18 protein-coding genes and 1 pseudogene are annotated in these 16065 nt (G+C 68.4%); 8 read left to right on the forward strand and 11 right to left on the reverse strand.

Annotated elements, in window-relative coordinates; translation table 11 throughout:
- Nucleotides 1–216: hypothetical protein (locus BN4332_RS35480; RefSeq protein WP_200820294.1), on the reverse strand; the 216-nt coding region annotated here is incomplete at its 3' end.
- On the opposite strand from BN4332_RS35480, the pseudogene BN4332_RS35740 reads away from it, so the two are divergent.
- Nucleotides 167–355: pseudogene (locus BN4332_RS35740) on the forward strand (efflux permease Rv1217c-related protein); the annotation flags it as partial. The gene BN4332_RS35480 and the pseudogene BN4332_RS35740 sit on opposite strands and share 50 nt — an antisense overlap.
- A gap of 76 nt (nt 356–431) precedes the next feature.
- Complete coding sequence (locus BN4332_RS12860) at nt 432–1052, forward strand: DUF4126 domain-containing protein (RefSeq protein WP_066898791.1); 621 nt, start codon at nt 432–434, stop codon at nt 1050–1052.
- A gap of 15 nt (nt 1053–1067) precedes the next feature.
- On the opposite strand, the gene glgC is transcribed toward BN4332_RS12860, so the two are convergent.
- Nucleotides 1068–2282, reverse strand: coding sequence for a glucose-1-phosphate adenylyltransferase (gene glgC / locus BN4332_RS12865; protein ID WP_066898792.1), 1215 nt, complete (start codon nt 2280–2282; stop codon nt 1068–1070).
- Nucleotides 2283–2383: 101 nt separating this feature from the next.
- On the opposite strand from glgC, the gene glgA reads away from it, so the two are divergent.
- Entirely contained in the window at nt 2384–3547 is a 1164-nt protein-coding gene (gene glgA / locus BN4332_RS12870; RefSeq protein ID WP_066898793.1) for a glycogen synthase, read from the forward strand.
- Nucleotides 3548–3567: 20 nt separating this feature from the next.
- Here the strand turns inward: glgA and BN4332_RS12875 are convergent, their stop codons facing one another.
- From BN4332_RS12875 to BN4332_RS12885, 3 genes are all read right to left on the reverse strand, one after another.
- The gene (locus tag BN4332_RS12875) at nt 3568–3735 is read right to left on the reverse strand and encodes a DUF3117 domain-containing protein (protein WP_003885506.1); all 168 of its coding nucleotides are present in this window, start codon (nt 3733–3735) and stop codon (nt 3568–3570) included.
- A 163-nt stretch (nt 3736–3898) separates the two neighbouring features.
- Complete coding sequence (locus BN4332_RS12880) at nt 3899–4471, reverse strand: DNA-3-methyladenine glycosylase I (RefSeq protein WP_066898794.1); 573 nt, start codon at nt 4469–4471, stop codon at nt 3899–3901.
- Nucleotides 4468–4851, reverse strand: a complete 384-nt coding sequence (locus BN4332_RS12885; RefSeq protein ID WP_066898795.1) for a DivIVA domain-containing protein — start codon at nt 4849–4851, stop codon at nt 4468–4470. Before BN4332_RS12885 ends, BN4332_RS12880 begins: the two co-directional genes overlap by 4 nt.
- Nucleotides 4852–4974: 123 nt before the next feature.
- Here BN4332_RS12885 and BN4332_RS12890 point away from each other — a divergent pair, with 123 nt between their 5' ends.
- The gene (locus BN4332_RS12890; protein ID WP_066898796.1) at nt 4975–5355 is read left to right on the forward strand and encodes a PepSY domain-containing protein; all 381 of its coding nucleotides are present in this window, start codon (nt 4975–4977) and stop codon (nt 5353–5355) included.
- A gap of 15 nt (nt 5356–5370) precedes the next feature.
- Here BN4332_RS12890 and BN4332_RS12895 read toward each other — a convergent pair whose 3' ends face one another.
- The 4 genes from BN4332_RS12895 to log form a co-directional block, all read right to left on the reverse strand.
- Nucleotides 5371–6324 (reverse strand): glucosyl-3-phosphoglycerate synthase, encoded by a 954-nt coding sequence (locus BN4332_RS12895; protein WP_066898797.1) that lies wholly within the window; start codon nt 6322–6324, stop codon nt 5371–5373.
- Nucleotides 6321–7196 (reverse strand): dihydropteroate synthase, encoded by an 876-nt coding sequence (gene folP, locus BN4332_RS12900; RefSeq protein ID WP_066898798.1) that lies wholly within the window; start codon nt 7194–7196, stop codon nt 6321–6323. The genes BN4332_RS12895 and folP overlap by 4 nt, the downstream gene beginning before the upstream one ends.
- 63 nt (nt 7197–7259) lie before the next feature.
- Nucleotides 7260–9038, reverse strand: a complete 1779-nt coding sequence (gene fadD6 / locus BN4332_RS12905) for a long-chain-acyl-CoA synthetase FadD6 (RefSeq protein ID WP_066898799.1) — start codon at nt 9036–9038, stop codon at nt 7260–7262.
- A gap of 93 nt (nt 9039–9131) precedes the next feature.
- Nucleotides 9132–9692, reverse strand: a complete 561-nt coding sequence (gene log / locus BN4332_RS12910) for a cytokinin riboside 5'-monophosphate phosphoribohydrolase (RefSeq protein WP_066898800.1) — start codon at nt 9690–9692, stop codon at nt 9132–9134.
- 47 nt (nt 9693–9739) lie between these two features.
- On the opposite strand from log, the gene BN4332_RS12915 reads away from it, so the two are divergent.
- The 4 genes from BN4332_RS12915 (at nt 9740) to BN4332_RS12930 (ending at nt 13994) form a co-directional block, all read left to right on the forward strand.
- Entirely contained in the window at nt 9740–10498 is a 759-nt protein-coding gene (locus BN4332_RS12915; RefSeq protein ID WP_084459263.1) for a TetR/AcrR family transcriptional regulator, read from the forward strand.
- 59 nt (nt 10499–10557) lie between these two features.
- Complete coding sequence (locus BN4332_RS12920; RefSeq protein ID WP_160110842.1) at nt 10558–10932, forward strand: STAS domain-containing protein; 375 nt, start codon at nt 10558–10560, stop codon at nt 10930–10932.
- 10 nt (nt 10933–10942) lie between these two features.
- Nucleotides 10943–13024 (forward strand): AAA family ATPase, encoded by a 2082-nt coding sequence (locus tag BN4332_RS12925; RefSeq protein WP_066898802.1) that lies wholly within the window; start codon nt 10943–10945, stop codon nt 13022–13024.
- Nucleotides 13025–13139: 115 nt separating this feature from the next.
- Nucleotides 13140–13994, forward strand: coding sequence for a type VII secretion target (locus BN4332_RS12930; RefSeq protein ID WP_066898803.1), 855 nt, complete (start codon nt 13140–13142; stop codon nt 13992–13994).
- On the opposite strand, the gene BN4332_RS12935 is transcribed toward BN4332_RS12930, so the two are convergent.
- Both BN4332_RS12935 and BN4332_RS12940 read right to left on the reverse strand, forming a co-directional pair.
- Nucleotides 13975–15597, reverse strand: coding sequence for an ABC-F family ATP-binding cassette domain-containing protein (locus BN4332_RS12935; protein WP_066898804.1), 1623 nt, complete (start codon nt 15595–15597; stop codon nt 13975–13977). The two genes, BN4332_RS12930 and BN4332_RS12935, sit on opposite strands and share 20 nt — an antisense overlap.
- Before the next feature lie 172 nt (nt 15598–15769).
- Nucleotides 15770–16065: RNA-binding S4 domain-containing protein (locus BN4332_RS12940; RefSeq protein WP_066898806.1), on the reverse strand; the 296-nt coding region annotated here is incomplete at its 5' end.

A 16065-nucleotide genomic window follows, 5' to 3' on the forward strand; every position in this document is an offset into this window, starting at 1 on the left:
TGCGCTGGCGGTGGCCGCGCTGGTGCGCGGCGCCGGCGACGTCATCGACAACTCGGGCAGCGCACTGAGCTGGTTCTCCCCCATCGCCTGGGCCCAGCAGATGCGTCCGTTCGTCGACCTGCGTTGGTGGCCGTTCGCGTTGCTGGCCATCCTGGCCGTGGCGTTGATGGCACTGGCCGCGGTGCTGGAGAGCCGTCGGCAGTACGACGCAGGCACCATCGCCTCCTCCGGTGAGAAGCCCGACGCCGCCACGATCACCGGGCCGCTGCGGCTGCATCTCGCGCTGCAACGCGGTCAGACGATCGGATGGTCGGTGGGCCTGTTCGCCGCGGGCCTGGTGTTCGGGTCGATGACGAAATCGCTGCTGGACGCCGCGAAGACGAACGAGGTGATCGGACGGGTGNGAGAGCAATTCGCCGCATACTGCAGTAATGGAACTGCTGACCGGCTTCGGCCTGGCCACCGCGGCGGGGCTGAACGCCTACATTCCGTTGCTGGCCCTGGGCCTGCTGTCCCGGTTCACCGCCCTGGTGTCGTTGCCGCCTGGGTGGGCCTGGTTGGAGAACGGCTGGGTGATGGCGATCGTGGCGGTGCTGCTGATCGTCGAGGTGATCGCCGACAAGGTGCCTGCGCTCGATTCGGTGAACGACGCCATCCAGACGTTCGTGCGCCCGACCGCCGGCGGCATCGTGTTCGGCTCCGGCACCGCGGCCCAGACCGCGGCCGTCGCCGACCCGGGGGCGTTCGCCCAGTCCGGCCAATGGGTTCCGGTGGCGATCGGTGTCGTCACCGCGCTGGCGGTGTCGTTGACCAAGTCGACGGTGCGCCCCGCGGCCAATGTCGCGACGGCAGGGGTCGCCGCCCCGGTGCTGTCCACGGTGGAGGACGTCACCAGCGTCGGGCTGGTCTTCGTGGCGATCCTGTTGCCGGTGCTGGTGCTGGTGGTGCTGCTGGCGCTGCTGTGGGGTGCGTACCGGCTGTGGCGGTGGCGCAAACGGCGGGCCGATTCGAAGGTGGTGGCGCCGCGCGCGGCCGTCGATCCCTGGGAGTGAGACCGGCCCGGCGGGTCAGATCCAGACGCCCTTGCCGACGGCGACGACACCGCCCGCGCTGATCGCGAAACGCTCGCGGTCCTTGTCGAGGTCCACGCCCACCATCTCGCCCGGACCCACCACCACGTTCTTGTCGAGGATCGCGTGGCGCACCACCGCGCCGCGGCCGATGCGGACACCCGGCATCAGCACACTGCCCTCCACGATGGCACCGTCGTCGATCACCACGTTGGACGACAACACCGAATTGCGAACCGAGGCAGCCGAAATGATGCTGCCGGCCCCCACTACCGACTCCTGGGCCGAACCGCCGTTGACGAACTTGGCCGGGGCCAGGTTCTCCGACTCGCCGCGGATCGGCCAGCGCTTGTTGTAGAGATTGAACACCGGGTGCACCGACACCAGGTCCATGTGCGCGTCGTAGAACGCGTCGAGGGTTCCGACGTCGCGCCAGTACCCGTGGTCGCGTTCGGTGGCCCCGGGCACTTCGTTGTTGTTGAAGTCGTAGACCGCGGCCATCCCGTCGGACACCAGCCGCGGGATGATGTCGCCGCCCATGTCGTGATCGGAATGGTCGTCGTCGGCGTCGGCGCGGATCGCGTCGATCAGCACCTTGGTGGTGAAGATGTAGTTGCCCATCGACACGAACGTCTGTTCCGGATCGTCGGGCGTGCCCGGCGGGTCGGCCGGTTTCTCGACGAAGTCCCGGATCCGCCCGGAGTCGTCGGCGTCGATGCAGCCGAACGCGCTGGCCTCCGCGCGCGGCACCCGGATCCCGGCGACGGTGGCGCCCGCGCCGCTGTCGATGTGGAACCGCAGCATCTGTTCGGGGTCCATGCGGTACACGTGGTCCGCACCGAAGATGATGATGTAGTCGGGATCTTCGTCGTAGATCAGGTTGAGCGACTGATAGATCGCATCCGCCGAGCCGGTGTACCAGCGTGGCCCGAGCCGCTGCTGGGCGGGCACCGGGGTGATGTATTCACCGGCCAGGCCCGAAAGTCGCCAGTTCTGGCTGATGTGGCGGTCCAGGGAGTGCGACTTGTATTGCGTCAGAACGCAGATCCGTAGGTAACGGGCATTCACCAGGTTCGACAACACGAAGTCGATCAGCCGGTAGGCACCGCCGAAGGGAACTGCCGGCTTGGCCCGATCAGCCGTCAGCGGATACAGCCGTTTGCCCTCTCCCCCGGCCAGAACGATGCCCAGCACATGTGGCAACTCCCTCATGCGTCCAAACCTATCCGCCAACCAGCAGCGCGGCCAGCCAATGGCAACACAAGTGTCCGGGCGTGTGGCTGTACCCACCACGACCTACTACCGTCTCGGATATGCGGGTGGCCATGATGACTCGGGAATATCCACCCGAGGTGTACGGCGGTGCCGGTGTGCATGTCACCGAACTCGTCGCGCAACTGCGCGAGCTGTGTGAAGTCGACGTCCACTGCATGGGAGCCCCGCGTGACGGCGCCTTCGTGGCCCAGCCCGATCCGGCCCTGCGCGGCGCCAACGCGGCGCTGTCGACGTTGTCGGCCGACCTCAACATGGTCAACTCCGCCGAGCAGGCCACGGTCGTGCACTCACACACCTGGTATGCCGGGATGGCCGGGCACCTCACCGCGCTGCTGTACGGCATCCCGCATGTGCTGACCGCGCATTCCCTGGAACCGCTGCGGCCATGGAAGGCCGAGCAGCTCGGCGGAGGTTACCGGGTGTCATCGTGGGTGGAACGCACCGCGATCGAGGCCGCCGATGCGGTGATCGCGGTGAGCTCCGGGATGCGCGACGACGTGCTGCGGACCTATCCGGCGCTCGACCCCAACCGGGTCCATGTGGTGCGCAACGGCATCGACACCGACGTCTGGTACCCGACACCACCGGCCGACGGCGATTCGGTGCTCGCCGAGCTCGGGGTCGATCTGAGCCGCCCGATCGTGGCCTTCGTCGGGCGCATCACGCGGCAGAAGGGGGTGGCGCACCTGGTGGCCGCCGCCCACCGGTTCAGCCCCGACGTGCAGCTGGTGTTGTGCGCCGGCGCGCCGGATACCCCCGAGATCGCCGCCGAGGTGTCTTCGGCGGTGGCCGAGCTGGGCCGGGCCCGCACCGGCGTGTTCTGGGTACGCGAAATGCTGCCGATCAACAAGATCCGCGAAATACTCTCCGCCGCAACAGTTTTCGTGTGCCCGTCGGTGTACGAGCCGCTGGGCATCGTGAACCTCGAAGCGATGGCATGTTCGACAGCCGTGGTCGCCTCCGACGTCGGCGGCATCCCCGAGGTCGTCGCCGACCGGCAGACCGGCCTGCTGGTGCACTACGACGCCGACGACCCGCGGTTCTTCGAGATGCGCCTGGCCGACGCGGTCAACTCACTGGTGGCCGAGCCCGAAACCGCCCGCGCCTACGGCGAGGCCGGGCGCAGGCGGTGCATTGCGGAGTTCTCCTGGGCGCATATCGCAGAACAGACCCTGGAGATATATCGCAAGGTGTCCACCTGAGCGGACACCTTGCGAGTCGATCAGCTCGTGACGGCCTTGAGCTCGTCGCCGAGCGCAGCAGCCTCGTCGGGAGTCAGCTCGACAACCAGGCGCCCACCGCCTTCCAGCGGTACTCGCATCACGATTCCTCGCCCCTCTTTGGTTGCTTCCAATGGACCGTCACCGGTCCGGGGCTTCATCGCCGCCATCGAGTGCTCCCTCCAACTGAGCCAACCCGCGTCAGCGGGCCAGGTTGGGGCCGAAGCCGTCCACTCGTTGACGGCACCCGGCGCTGAACTGCTACTGAACTTCCCCTATTGTTCCTTATCCGCGGTGATGGTTGTGCAAAGACCCATCGGATAACGACCGGAGTCACATTTGACCGGTCACCGGCACCCAGCAGGACGCGACGTGATCGTCGACCATCCCGGTGGCCTGCATCAGCGCATATGCCGTGGTAGGACCCACGAATCTGAAGCCGCGCCGCTTGAGCTCCTTGGCCATCGCCGTCGATTCGGGTGTCACCGCAGGTACCTGATCCAGGTCAGCGGGCCGTGGCCGGGGCTCGGGGGCGAACGACCACAACAGCTCACCCAGGTCGACATCGAGCTCGGCCACCGCCCTGGCATTGGAGATGGTGGCCAGGATCTTGGCCCGGTTGCGCACGATGCCGGCGTCGGACATCAAACGCTCGACGTCGTCGTCGGTGTACCGCGCGACCGCGGCCGCGTCGAACCCGTCGAACGCGGCCCGGAAGTTCTCCCGTTTCCGCAGGATGGTCAGCCAGCTCAAGCCGCTCTGGAAGGCCTCGAGGCTGATCCGCTCGAACAGTGCGCCGGAATCCCGCAATGGCCGGCCCCACTCGGTGTCGTGATAGTCGCGGTAGATGGTGTCGCCGGCTCCGTCGACCGCCCAGCCGCAGCGGATGCGGCCGTCCTCGGTCACGGCTCCTCCGAGGTGCGGAGCTCGCCGGCGGTGGCCGAGACCTCCTGGTCCTCGTCGTCGAAGTCATCGGCGACATCGTCGTCGGGCACCCCGTAAGCCGCGCGCACCGCGGCCAGCTCGCCCCGCACCGCGTCGAGTTCGCGGCCCAGACGATCCAGCACCCAGTCCACCTCGCTGGTCTTGTACCCGCGCATCACCTGGGCGAACTTGAGCGCCTCCACATCGGCGCCGGTGACGCCCGAGGCGGGCAGCACCGTCGCGGTGGTGCCGCGTGGCAACGGCGGCAACGTCTCGCCCCGGCCGAAGATGACGCTGCCCAGGCCGAACAGCACCGTGGCCACCAGAACCAGCACCACCAGGTACAGCAGTATCAGTGTCACGCCCTCGATACTGCCTCACCCGGCTGACACCTGGCGCCACCTNCTCCCGCACCCACGTCGGTACCGCCGTCGGCGGCCGACAACTCCGCACTGCTGGCGGCCGCCGACACCGCCCGCCGCGCCGTGCCGGACAGCACCGTCTACGCGATCGACAGCGAGCGCAACGGCACGCAATGGGAGGTCCAGGTCATCACCGCCGACGGCGTCAAACACGAAGCCGAGATCTCCGCGGACGGCACCACGATCCTCAACGGGCCGATCGCCAAACCCGACGATCCCGAGGACGTCGCCGAGCATCGCAACCGCCTCCAGGCGGCCAAGCTCGACTTCCGGGCCGCGGTCGACGCGGTCACCAAGGCCGTCGACGGGCGGATCACCGAACTGGGCCTCGATGGCCGCGACGGCGGCACCGTGGTGTGGGAAGCCGACGTCGTCGACTCATCGAACGCGGTTCACGACGTCAGCATCGACGCGGCCACCGGGGCCGTCGTCGCCAAGAACTGATCGGACGGCCGCCGCTCAGCGCGGCCGCAGGGTGACCATGGGCGGCCGGTCGGCCAGCGACACCGACGACACCCGCGGGGAGAAGTCGTCCCCGTCGGCGAAGAACTGGGTCAGCCCGACGCCCGAATCGGCAATCCCGCAGCGCGACAACAGGGTTGCGATGACCTGGCGGCTCATCGAGGCCAGCTCGGTGAGCGGCCGGTTGCGGTGGGCCCGGACCCCCAGGTTCACCTGGGCGATGGCGTCGAGGCCCAGCCGGTCGTAGGTGTCGACCAGCAGGCCGATCTCCACGCCGTAGCCGGGCGCGAACGGCACCGAGGTGAGCAGCTCGCGGGTGCCCGCGTACTCGCCGCCCAGCGGCTGCAACACGCAGTTCAGCTCGGGCCGCAGCGAGGCCAGCAGCGGGCGTGCCACCAGCTCGGTGACCCGGCCGCCGCCGTTGGCGTCCTCGGCCCCGCTGACCTTGAGCGGGCGCCGGTAGAAGCCCTTGACCAGATGCACCCCGTCGGCGGTGAGCAGCGGCCCCAGCAGCTTGGGCACGAACATCGGGTCGGGGTCGATCAAGTCGGAGTCGACGAACGCGATGATGTCGCCGGTGGTGGCGGCCAGCGACCGCCACAGCACCTCACCCTTGCCGGGCTGCGTTGCGATCTCGGGCAGCGCGGTCTCGCGGCTGATCACCCGGGCCCCGGCCGCGACCGCGCGGATCTCGGTGTCGTCGGTGGACCCGGAGTCGAGCACGATCAGCTCGTCCACCAAACCCCCCAGCAGCGGGGTGATCGTCTCGACGACGGATCCGACGGTCTCCTCTTCGTTCAGGGCAGGCAGCACCACCGAGACCGTGCGGCCGGCCTTGGCGGCCTCCAGTTCGGCCACGGTCCATGTCGGCCGGTTCCAGCTGTGGTCGGTCAGCCAGCGGTGTCCGACAACGCCATCGTTGACGGTCAGGTCAGGTAGCAGGTCTGTCATGCCAGTCCCCTCACTGTTCGTGCGGGTGCCCGCACTCCCTGGATCGACGCGACCATCTCCAGTACGCGCCGTGTGGGTCCGACTTCGTGTACCCGGAACATGGCGGCTCCATCCGCGGCGGCCAAGGCAGTCGCGGCCAGGGTGCCCTCCAGGCGCTCGGTCAGCTCCACACCCAGAGTCTCCCCGACGAAATCTTTGTTGCTCAGTGCCATCAGGACCGGCCATCCGGTCTTAACAAGATCTTTTACGTGGCGCAACAAACTAAGACCGTGATGAGTGTTTTTGCCGAAATCGTGGGTCGGGTCGATCAGGATCCGGTCGGCCGGCACACCCGTTGCCACGGCCCGTTCGGCCGCGGCGGTCACCTCGGCGATGACGTCGTCGACCACGCCGCGTTCGGTGATTCCGTAGTTGACGCGGAAGGGCCGGGTGCGCGGCACCGCGCCACCGGTGTGCGAGCACACCAGTCCGGCCCCGAACTCGGCCGCGACTTCGGGCAGCGCCGGATCGGCCCCCGCCCAGGTGTCGTTGATCAGATCGGCGCCGGCCGCGCAGGCCTGTTTGGCCACCGCGGCGCGCCAGGTGTCGACGCTGATCACTTGATCGGGGTAGGTGTTGCGCAGCCATTCGATGAACGGCACGACGCGGGCGATCTCCTCGTGCGGATCGACCGGGCCGCCCGGACCGGCCTTGACCCCGCCGACGTCGATCACGTCGGCGCCCTCCTCGATCACCCGGGCCGCCGCGGACTTGGCGGCCTGGTCGGTGAAGGTGGCCCCGCGGTCGTAGAACGAGTCCGGGGTGCGGTTGACGATCGCCATGATCAGCGCACGATCACCGGCGACCGGGCGTCCGCAGAAGGTCGACAACACGCCTCCATAGTGCCTGGTGCGGTAACGGCCGCCCTCGTGCGGTCGCGGGCGAACCGGGCCCGGCTACTTGGGCCGCTTTCCGGCGGTCACTTCGTCGGGGTATTCGGCGTAGAACGGCACGTACCCCTCGTCCCGGCCGGCCAGCACGTAGAGCGGATCCGACACGTCCGGGCCGTAACCCTGCTTGCGCAGGTCGACCTTCTGACTCTTGAACGTCGAGGTGTGCGCCAGTTCGGGAACGACGCGCACGAACAACGGCACGGCGTAGGCCGGCAGGTGGCCGTAGAACGCGTCGGCGATGGCCTTGCCGTCGAAGTCGTGATCGGCCTTGAGCTGGATGGCGGCCATTCCGGCCCGGCCGCCGGCCCCGGGCACCTCGACGCCGAACACCGTGCACTCCTCGATCGCCGGATTCCCGGCGAGCGCGGCCTCGACCTCGGTGGTGGCGACGTTCTCCCCCTTCCAGCGGAAGGTGTCGCCGAGCCGGTCGGCGAATGCCGCGTGCCCCAGCCCCTGGGACCGCATCAGGTCACCGGTGTTGAACCAGACGTCGCCGTCCTTGAAGGCGTCGCGCACCAGCTTCTTCTCGCTGGCCGCTTTGTCGGTGTACCCGTCGAACGGCTGCAGCGCGCTGATCTTGGACAGCATCAGCCCGGGCTCGCCGCGCTTGACCTTGCGCAGCCGGCCGTCGGCGCCGCGCGCGGGTTCACCGCTGTCGGCGTCGTATTCGACGAAGGCGACCGGGCTCGGGCAGATACCGGTGGACTTCGAGACGTTGAAGACGTTGACGAAGGCGGTGTTGCCCTCGCTGGCGGCGTAGAACTCACACACCCGCGGAATGCCGAACCGCTGGGTGAACTCGTCCCAGATCGCCGGGCGCAACCCGTTGCCGACGATGACGCGAACGTTGTGGGCGCGGTCGGTCGGCTTCGGCGGCTGGTTGAGCAGATAGCCACAGATCTCGCCGATGTAGACGAACGCGGTGGCGCCGTAGCCGATGACGTCGTCCCAGAACCGGGACGCCGAGAACGACTTGCCCAGGGCCAGTGCCGCACCCGAGTTCAGCGCCGAACCGACGGAGACGGTCAGCGCGTTGTTGTGATAGAGCGGCAGGCAGCAGTACAGGGTGTCGTCGCTGTGCAGCCGCAACCCGAGACCGCCGAATCCGGCCAGGGCGCGCAGCCACCGGTAGTGCGTCATCACGCTGGCCTTGGGCATGCCGGTGGTACCCGAGGTGAAGATGTAGAAGGCCTTGTCCTTGGCCAGCACGGCCGATGCGCTGGCCGGGTTGGTGGTCGGCGCGGTGGCCGCGAGCCGGCGCAGTTCCTCGACCGTGATGAGGCCGTTGGTCTCGGCCTCGCATTCGACGATCGGGTCGATCAGGTCGGTCTCGGCCACCACGGCGGTGGCCTTGAGCAGCCCGATGCTGTGCGCCAACACCTTGCCGCGCTGGTGGTAGTTGAGCATGCCCGCGACGGCGCCGCACTTCACGATGGCCAGCATGAGCAGCACCGCGTCAGGCGAGTTGCGCAGCATCACCCCGACCACGTCACCGTGGCCGACGCCCTTGGCCGCCAGGACCGCCGCGTACCGGTTGACCGTTTCGTTGGCTTCCCGATAGGTGATCCGCTCGTCACCGAACTTGAGGAACACGCGGTCGGCGTACTGGGCGGCCCGCTCCTGGAACACCTTGCCGATCGAGGTCTTGGCGCCGGGCCGGGCCATCACACCGGTGAGCACGCCCCGCACGATGACCGGCGCATCCATCAGGAGACCGGGTACCTGGCTGGCGAGGTCGAGTAGGCCGACGCTGCTCCTGGTGCCCGACTTCTGTTCGGTCATGCGGTGTCCCCCTGCGCGTTGTTGTGGGTCACGAGACGGCGCCCGTGTGGGCAACACCTTAAACCGCGCTGGTAACCACCGTTACCGCCGGTACTAGGTCGCCGGCGCGCAGACGTCGAGTGCGGCGGCGACCTCGTCGACGACCACCAGCCGGTCCAGGGCCTCGCTACTCACGTAGCCAGAATCGACGAGACTGCGCAGCCAGGCCAACAATCCGTCGTAGTGGCCGAACGGGTCGAGCAGCACCAGCGGCTTCTCGTGCATGCCCAGGTAACCCGCGGTCCAGGCCTCGAAGAATTCCTCCAAGGTGCCGATGCCGCCCGGTAGCGCGATGAAGGCGTCGGAGCGGTCCTCCATCTCCTTCTTGCGTTCGCGCATGGTGTCGGTGACCACCAGCTCCGCGGCGTCCACGTCGGCGAGCTCGCGGTGGACGAGCGCCTTGGGGATGACGCCGACCGTGCGCCCGTTGCCCGAGCGCGCCGCCCGGGCGACCGCGCCCATCGCCGAGACGTTGCCGCCGCCGGAGACCAGGGTCCAGCCTCGCTTGGCGATCGCCACCCCTACCTCACTGGCCAATGCCAGCAGCTCGGGATGGGTGGGACCCGAGGCGCAATAAACACACACCGCCCACTGACGGTCAGTTTCTCCGGACACGTAACCAACGTAGAGGGTGGTGGTGAACCGTCGATGTCCGGTGGGCGATGTCTGTTGGTGATGGACTCAGCCACCTGTCGCGGGGAGACTGTAGTGAACTCGGAGGGGCGAACCTGGTGACTGACGATGTCGATCAACCGACACGGTTGAGCCGCGAGTTCATCCTGGACACCGCGATCGACCTGATCGACCGCGACGGCCTGGCCAAGCTGACCATGCGGCGTCTCGGCGCGGCGTGTGGGGTCGAGGCGATGGCCCTGTACCGGTACGTACACAGTCGCGGTGATCTGCTGACCGGGGTCGTCAATCACGTCGTGGATCGGCTCTACGCCGATCAGCTCGCCGCACGCCGCCAGGAAGACGGCTGGCAGGACTTCTTGCTGCGTCTCGGGCACGGTGTCCGCCAGATCGCGATCCAGCATCCCGAGGTGTTCCCGCTGGTGGCGACCGAGGCGCCGGAAGCCCCGTGGGTGCGGCCACCGCTGCGCAGCCTGCGCTGGATGGAGACGTTCCTGGAGACGCTGATCTCGTACGGGTTCAGCGATGAGGCCGCAGTGGCCGCGTACCGGACGTACACGACGTTTCTGGTCGGGCAGTTGCTCCTGGAGGTCTCCGCCCGCGGCGTGCAGCTGAGCCCGGACGAGGCGGTGCTGGATGACGACCCGCGGCCCGATACGTCGCTGGCCGACTACCCGAACCTGCGACGGCTGCAGCCGCTGCTGACCGAAGACCACAGCACCGACGAGTTCGAGGACGCGTTGGAGGCCCTGCTCGATCGGATCGAAACCTGGCTCAACGGCCGCTGACGGGTCACTGACCAGGACCGTTTACAACGTAAACGGACCGGGTTATGCTCGGTTGCACCGTGGAATCGAACCAGCAGGACTTCGAGCTGCACTGGACGGCTCGCAACACGCCCGGAGGCCGCATCGTGCAGGCCTTCGGGCAGGTGGATGCCCACAACGAAGCCGGCTGGCAACGCATGCTCGCCGAATCGACCGCCGCGACCCCGCCGGCATCGGTCCTCGTCATCGACTGCGCAGCGCTGGATTTCATGAGCTGCGGCGCCTTGGTCGCCCTGGCCAAGCAGTCCGTCGACAGCCGCCAGCAAGGCATCACGGTGCGATTGGTCATCGGTCTGCGCAGCATCCGGCGGATCATCACCGAATGCGGGCTGGACGACTCGATCTCGGCATACCCGGACCTCGATTCCGCGTTGGGCGGCTCCAACCCGCCATAGGATTCGGTGGATGGCTGTCGACTGGGTGATCGCACCGCGTGACCGTGTGCTCGACGGCCTGGAGGCGGGCCTGCACGAGCGGTGCGGCGCGGCGATACTCGGCCCCGCCGGCGTCGGCAAGACCACGCTGGCACGCACGGCAGCCGTATATCTGGCCCCCGATTTCCGTCGGGTCGTGTGGATAACCGGCTCCGAATCCGCTGCGGCGGTGCCGTTTGCCGCGGTGGCGCATCTGATCGACGTCCCGTCCGAGGGCAGGACCGCCGACGTGTTGCGAGCCGCCCGCGAAGCGCTCGGTTCCGATCTGTTGCTCGTCGTCGACGACGCACATCTGCTGGACCGGTTGTCTGCCGCCCTGGTGTACCAACTGGCGGTGAGCGGCGCGGCCAAGCTCATCGTCACTGCGGCCGCCGAGGCGCCCGACTACGTCGCGGCGTTGTGGGAGGACGGGCCGACCAACCGGGTGGAGATGTCGCCCCCGGGTCACGACGACGCCCGCCTGGCCGACCAGGTGACGACGTTCCTGGCCGACCTGCCCGACGACGCCGCCGCCGTACTGCGGCAGTTGGCGGTGCACGATCCACTGCCCTGGTCCGATCTGGTCGCGTTGACCAGCACCGGCGCCGTCGACTCCGCGCAGCGATGCGGTGTGGTGCGCGTCGAGGGCGACGATGTGCGTTGTGTGCATCCGCTGTTCCTGAGCGCCGTGCGGGCCGCCATCGGCGGGCCTGGCCTGCGGCGGCTGCGCAACGCGCTGGTCAAACAGTTGGTGGCGGCGCCGCGCCCCAGTGTGGTGGACCGGTTGCGGATCGCGGTGCTTGCCCTCGACAGCGATGTGCCCCTGTCCGCGGATGAGGGAGTCGACGCGGCCGCCGAGGCGCTGCGATTGGGTGATCTGGAATTGAGTGAGCGGCTGGCACGGGCCGCGATCGCGTCGGGTGGTTCGGGTGCCAGCTTCAAGGGACTGCTGACCCTGGCGTACGCGCTGGCCTGGCAGGGCCGTGGCCGCGAGGCCGATGCCGTCCTGGGACAGATCGACCCGGCAGATCTGTCCGAGGAACAACTGATGGCGTGGGCGTTGCCGCAGGCGGCGAATCAGTTCTGGATGCTGTCGGAACCCGAGCGAGCCACGGCGTTCCTGCGCGCCACCCGGCGCCGGGTGACGACACCGGCGGCGCAGACCACCCTTGACGCACTCGCGGCCACCTTCGCGATGAATGCCGGTGCGCCACAACGGGCGTTGGGCCTGGCGCTGGAGGTGCTCGCCTCCCCCGCCGCCGATGACACAGCGGTCGGCTGGGCCGCCTCGACGGCGGCGCTCAGTTGCGCGCGGATCGGCGCCTTCGACCGCGTGGACGCGATGGCCGAGCGCGCACTGGCGGCAGGCCATCCCGGCCTGTTGCGGTTCACCAGCGGGTTCGGCCAGACCACCGCGCTGCTGATGACCGGCCAGCTGGCCCGCGCCCAGGAATTGACCCGGAGGATCACCGATTTCACGCAACTGCTGCAGCCCGGTCGCGCCGTCGGCGAGGTGTTGATGGCCGACGTACTGCTGGTCCGCGGCCAAGGCGACGAGGCGATTTCGTTGCTACGCAGGGCAACTTCCGCACTGGCGCCCACGGGGTATTCGTGGGGCCCGCTGGCCTGGATGTTGTTGGCGCAGGCGCTCGGTCAGCGTGGCATGCCGGTCGAAGCCGGAAAGGCCTTGTCCCGGGCGGAATCCCGGCACGGACTCAAGTCGATGCTGTTCGCTCCGGAGCTGGCGCTGGCTCGCGCCTGGACATGTTCGGCCCGCAAGGATTCGGTGGGCGCGGTGGCCTCCGCCCGCGAGGCCGCCAAGGCGGCTGAGCGCGGCGGCCAGTCCGCGGCAATGCTGCGGGCCCTGCACGACTGCGTGCGCCTGGGTGATACCCGCGCGGTCGACGCGCTGGCCAGGGTGGATCTGGATTGCGCGTTCGGGCGGCTGACGCTCGACCATGCCCGCGCCTTGGCGGCCGGGGATGCTGAGGGGCTGGCCGACATCGCGTGCCGGTATCGCGACGCCGGCATGCTCGCCGCCGCCGCGGACGCCGAGCATCAGACGTCTGCCTGAGAGGTTCCCGATCCCGGCCCTGGCCCGCCCCAGATCCAGGCGAAATGGCCGCTCAGTACCCACCCGCGCCGACAGTAGAATGCCCGGTGAGAACGCACGATCTCCAGGGGGCTCGATGAACCAGCTCGTCGCCGACTCAGGCGCCATCACCGGCCTGCAAGGCATCGTCGGCAGCGTCAGTGAAGAAATGAGCACCTTCAAGGATGCGTTCTCGGGTCCGTCGGACCTCGCCTCCACCCAGGGCACCATCGGCTTCCCGGTTCAGAATGCATACGGCGGTGCCATGTCCGCCCGAGACGGCGCGCTGGGCGCCACCCAGGTGGCCGCCGGCCGAATGGCCGAACTGCTGGGCATGGCTTCGCAGGCATATGCACGTGGTGACACGGCCGCCGGAGAGCAGCTCAAGGCCCAGGCCGACGCGCTCGGCGGAGGAAGCGCTCCGGCATCCGCGGCAGGCGGCGGATCAGATGCCTCCGAAGCCGCAAGTTCGGGAGCGGGCGGCGCGGGCCAGATGGTCGGCCAGTTCAGTCAGATGGCAGGGCAGATGGCGCAGTCGATCACCCAGCCGCTCCAAGGGCTGACCCAGGCGATGACGCAGGTGCCACAGCAGGTCATGCAGGGTGTGCAGGGCATCGTCGAGGCAGCCACCCAAGCGGCCGGAGACGGCGGGGACGCGGCTGCCACAGCGGCGGAAACCGGTCGCGCCGGGGCCGAGGACGCCGTCAAGGCCGCCGATCAACAAGACGGCAAGCCGGACTCCCAGCACGACGGCCGGGACGACAAGAAGGACGACGCCGAGCCGCGCGAGCACGACCGTGATCGCACATCTCCGGGCGAGGCCGGGACCGCCGCCGAACGCGGCTACGAGCAACTCGGCAATCGCGCCTCGGCCGGTGCGGCAGCGGAGGACGGCTTCGGCGTCGGCCCCGTCCCCACCCAGGTGCACAACATCAACCCGCGCCGGCAGTAGCGTTCAACTCCCCGCCGTCGAGCCGCAACCAGCGGTCGATGCCGATCGCCTGAAGAAACCGCTCGTCGTGGCTGACCACGACGAAAGCCCCGCGGTAGGCGTTGAGGGCGGACTCCAGTTGCCCGACGCTGACCAGATCGAGGTTGTTGGTGGGTTCGTCCAGCAACAACAGCTGGGGCGCGGGCTCGGCGTAGAGCACGCACGCCAGCGTCGCGCGTAACCGCTCCCCGCCCGACAACGCTGCCACCGGCAGATTGATCCGGTCGCCGCGAAACAGGAACTGCGCCAACAGATGCATGCGCCGGGTGTGCGACAGGCTGGGCGCCGCAGCGGCCAGGTTTTCGGCCACCGTCCGGTTCTCGTCCAGCAGGTCCAGCCGTTGCGACAGCGAGGCGATGCGCCCGTCGACCCGCTGGATCGTCCCCGCCTCGGGTTCCAGCGTACCGTCGATGATCCGCAGCAGGGTCGACTTGCCCGCCCCGTTCGGACCGGTCAGGGCGATGCGCTCCGGCCCGCGGATGGAAAGGCTGATCCCGTTGTCGGCGAACAGCTTCCGTCCATCGCGGCTGATCTGCACACCCTCCCCGTCGAATATCGTGCGCCCGGTGGGCACCACGGTGTCGGGCAGGTCCAGCGCGATCACCGAATCATCACGCAACGCTCGTTCGGCTTCGTCGAGCTTCGTCCGGGCATCGTCCACCCGGCGGGCATGCACATCGTCGGCGCGGGCCGCCGATTCCTGGGCATCGCGTTTGAGCTTGCCCGCCACGATCTTCGGCAGGCCCGCGTCCTTGAGATTGCGGGCCGCATTGGCCGAACGGCGAGCCGCCTTCTCCCTGGCCTCCTGCATCTGCCGCTTCTCACGCTTCAGCTGCTGTTCGGCGTTGCGGATGTTGCCCTCGGCCACCTTCTGCGCTGCCTCGACCGTCTCTTGGTAAGCCGTGAAATTGCCTCCGTAGAACACGATTTCGCCGCGGTACAGCTCGGCGATCTGATCCATCCGGTCCAGCAGTACCCGGTCGTGGCTGACCACCAGCAGGCAGCCGGAGTAGCTGTCCAGCGCGTCGTACAGGCGGTGGCGAGCCTGACTGTCCAGGTTGTTGGTGGGCTCATCGAGCAGCAGAACGCTGGGACGCTTGAGCAGTTGAGCCGCCAGACCCAGTGACACCACCTCCCCGCCCGACAGGGTGCCCAGCCGACGGTCCAGCGCCAGATCCTGCAGACCGAGCCGGTCCAGCTGCGCGCGGGAGCGTTCCTCGATGTCCCAGTCGTCACCGATCGTGGTGAACACCGCGTCGCTGGAGTCACCGTCGGCCAGCGCCGCCAGCGCGTCGAGCACCGGGGCGATTCCCAGCACCGAGGCCACCGTGAGATCGGCGGTGAACGGCAGGCTTTGGGGCAGATAGCCGACGGTCCCGTCGACCACCACGGAGCCCGCAGACGGACGGTATTCGCCGGCGATCAACTTGAGCAGCGTGCTCTTTCCGGCACCGTTGGGCGCGACCAGCCCGGTCCGGCCGGGGCCGACGGTGAACGACAGGTCCGAGAACAGCTCGACGTCGTCGGGCCAGGCGAACGACAAATGGGAACAGACAATAGACATGCTGGGACTCCAAAGTGATGCGGGCACCAGGCACCGCAAAAAAGGACAGGATGACGGATCGACTCTCGGGGATCACCCGGAGATCTCGTCAGCTCCCAGCATGTTTTCAGCCCACCTCGGTTGACAGCAGATGCGTCACCCATAGTACGCACCGATGCAATCTATTTTCGGTTCAGAACGTCCCGCGCAGCCGATCCAGTTGTCGCCGTTCGCGTTTCGTGGGTCGACCGGCTCCTCGGTCACGGACCGGAACCGTAGCCATCATCTCCTTGGGCGGTGGTGGCGGACTGCGGTCGATCATGCACTCCGATGCGATGGCGGCACTGACCCTCTTGGCGATCGGCCGGATCACCTCCACGATGCGTTCGCGCCCGTCCAGCCGGACCCGGACCTCGTCACCTGGGCTGACGTGCTGTGCCGGCTTGGCCGGTACGTTGTTCACCCGGACGTGCCCGCCGCGGCAGGCGG

Origin of the sequence: Mycolicibacterium houstonense, assembly GCF_900078665.2 — a bacterium.
Classification (GTDB): Bacteria; Actinomycetota; Actinomycetes; order Mycobacteriales; family Mycobacteriaceae; genus Mycobacterium; species Mycobacterium houstonense.

Excerpts from the sequence above, each read along its gene's own strand:
- BN4332_RS12860 (WP_066898791.1), top strand. The coding sequence starts at position 432 with ATGGAACTGCTGACCGGCTTCGGCCTGGCCACCGCGGCGGGGCTGAAC.
- glgC (WP_066898792.1), bottom strand. The coding sequence starts at position 2,282 with ATGAGGGAGTTGCCACATGTGCTGGGCATCGTTCTGGCCGGGGGAGAG.
- glgA (WP_066898793.1), top strand. The coding sequence starts at position 2,384 with ATGCGGGTGGCCATGATGACTCGGGAATATCCACCCGAGGTGTACGGC.
- BN4332_RS12875 (WP_003885506.1), bottom strand. The coding sequence starts at position 3,735 with ATGGCGGCGATGAAGCCCCGGACCGGTGACGGTCCATTGGAAGCAACC.
- BN4332_RS12895 (WP_066898797.1), bottom strand. The coding sequence starts at position 6,324 with ATGACAGACCTGCTACCTGACCTGACCGTCAACGATGGCGTTGTCGGA.
- fadD6 (WP_066898799.1), bottom strand. The coding sequence starts at position 9,038 with ATGACCGAACAGAAGTCGGGCACCAGGAGCAGCGTCGGCCTACTCGAC.
- BN4332_RS12915 (WP_084459263.1), top strand. The coding sequence starts at position 9,740 with ATGTCTGTTGGTGATGGACTCAGCCACCTGTCGCGGGGAGACTGTAGT.
- BN4332_RS12925 (WP_066898802.1), top strand. The coding sequence starts at position 10,943 with ATGGCTGTCGACTGGGTGATCGCACCGCGTGACCGTGTGCTCGACGGC.
- BN4332_RS12930 (WP_066898803.1), top strand. The coding sequence starts at position 13,140 with ATGAACCAGCTCGTCGCCGACTCAGGCGCCATCACCGGCCTGCAAGGC.
- BN4332_RS12935 (WP_066898804.1), bottom strand. The coding sequence starts at position 15,597 with ATGTCTATTGTCTGTTCCCATTTGTCGTTCGCCTGGCCCGACGACGTC.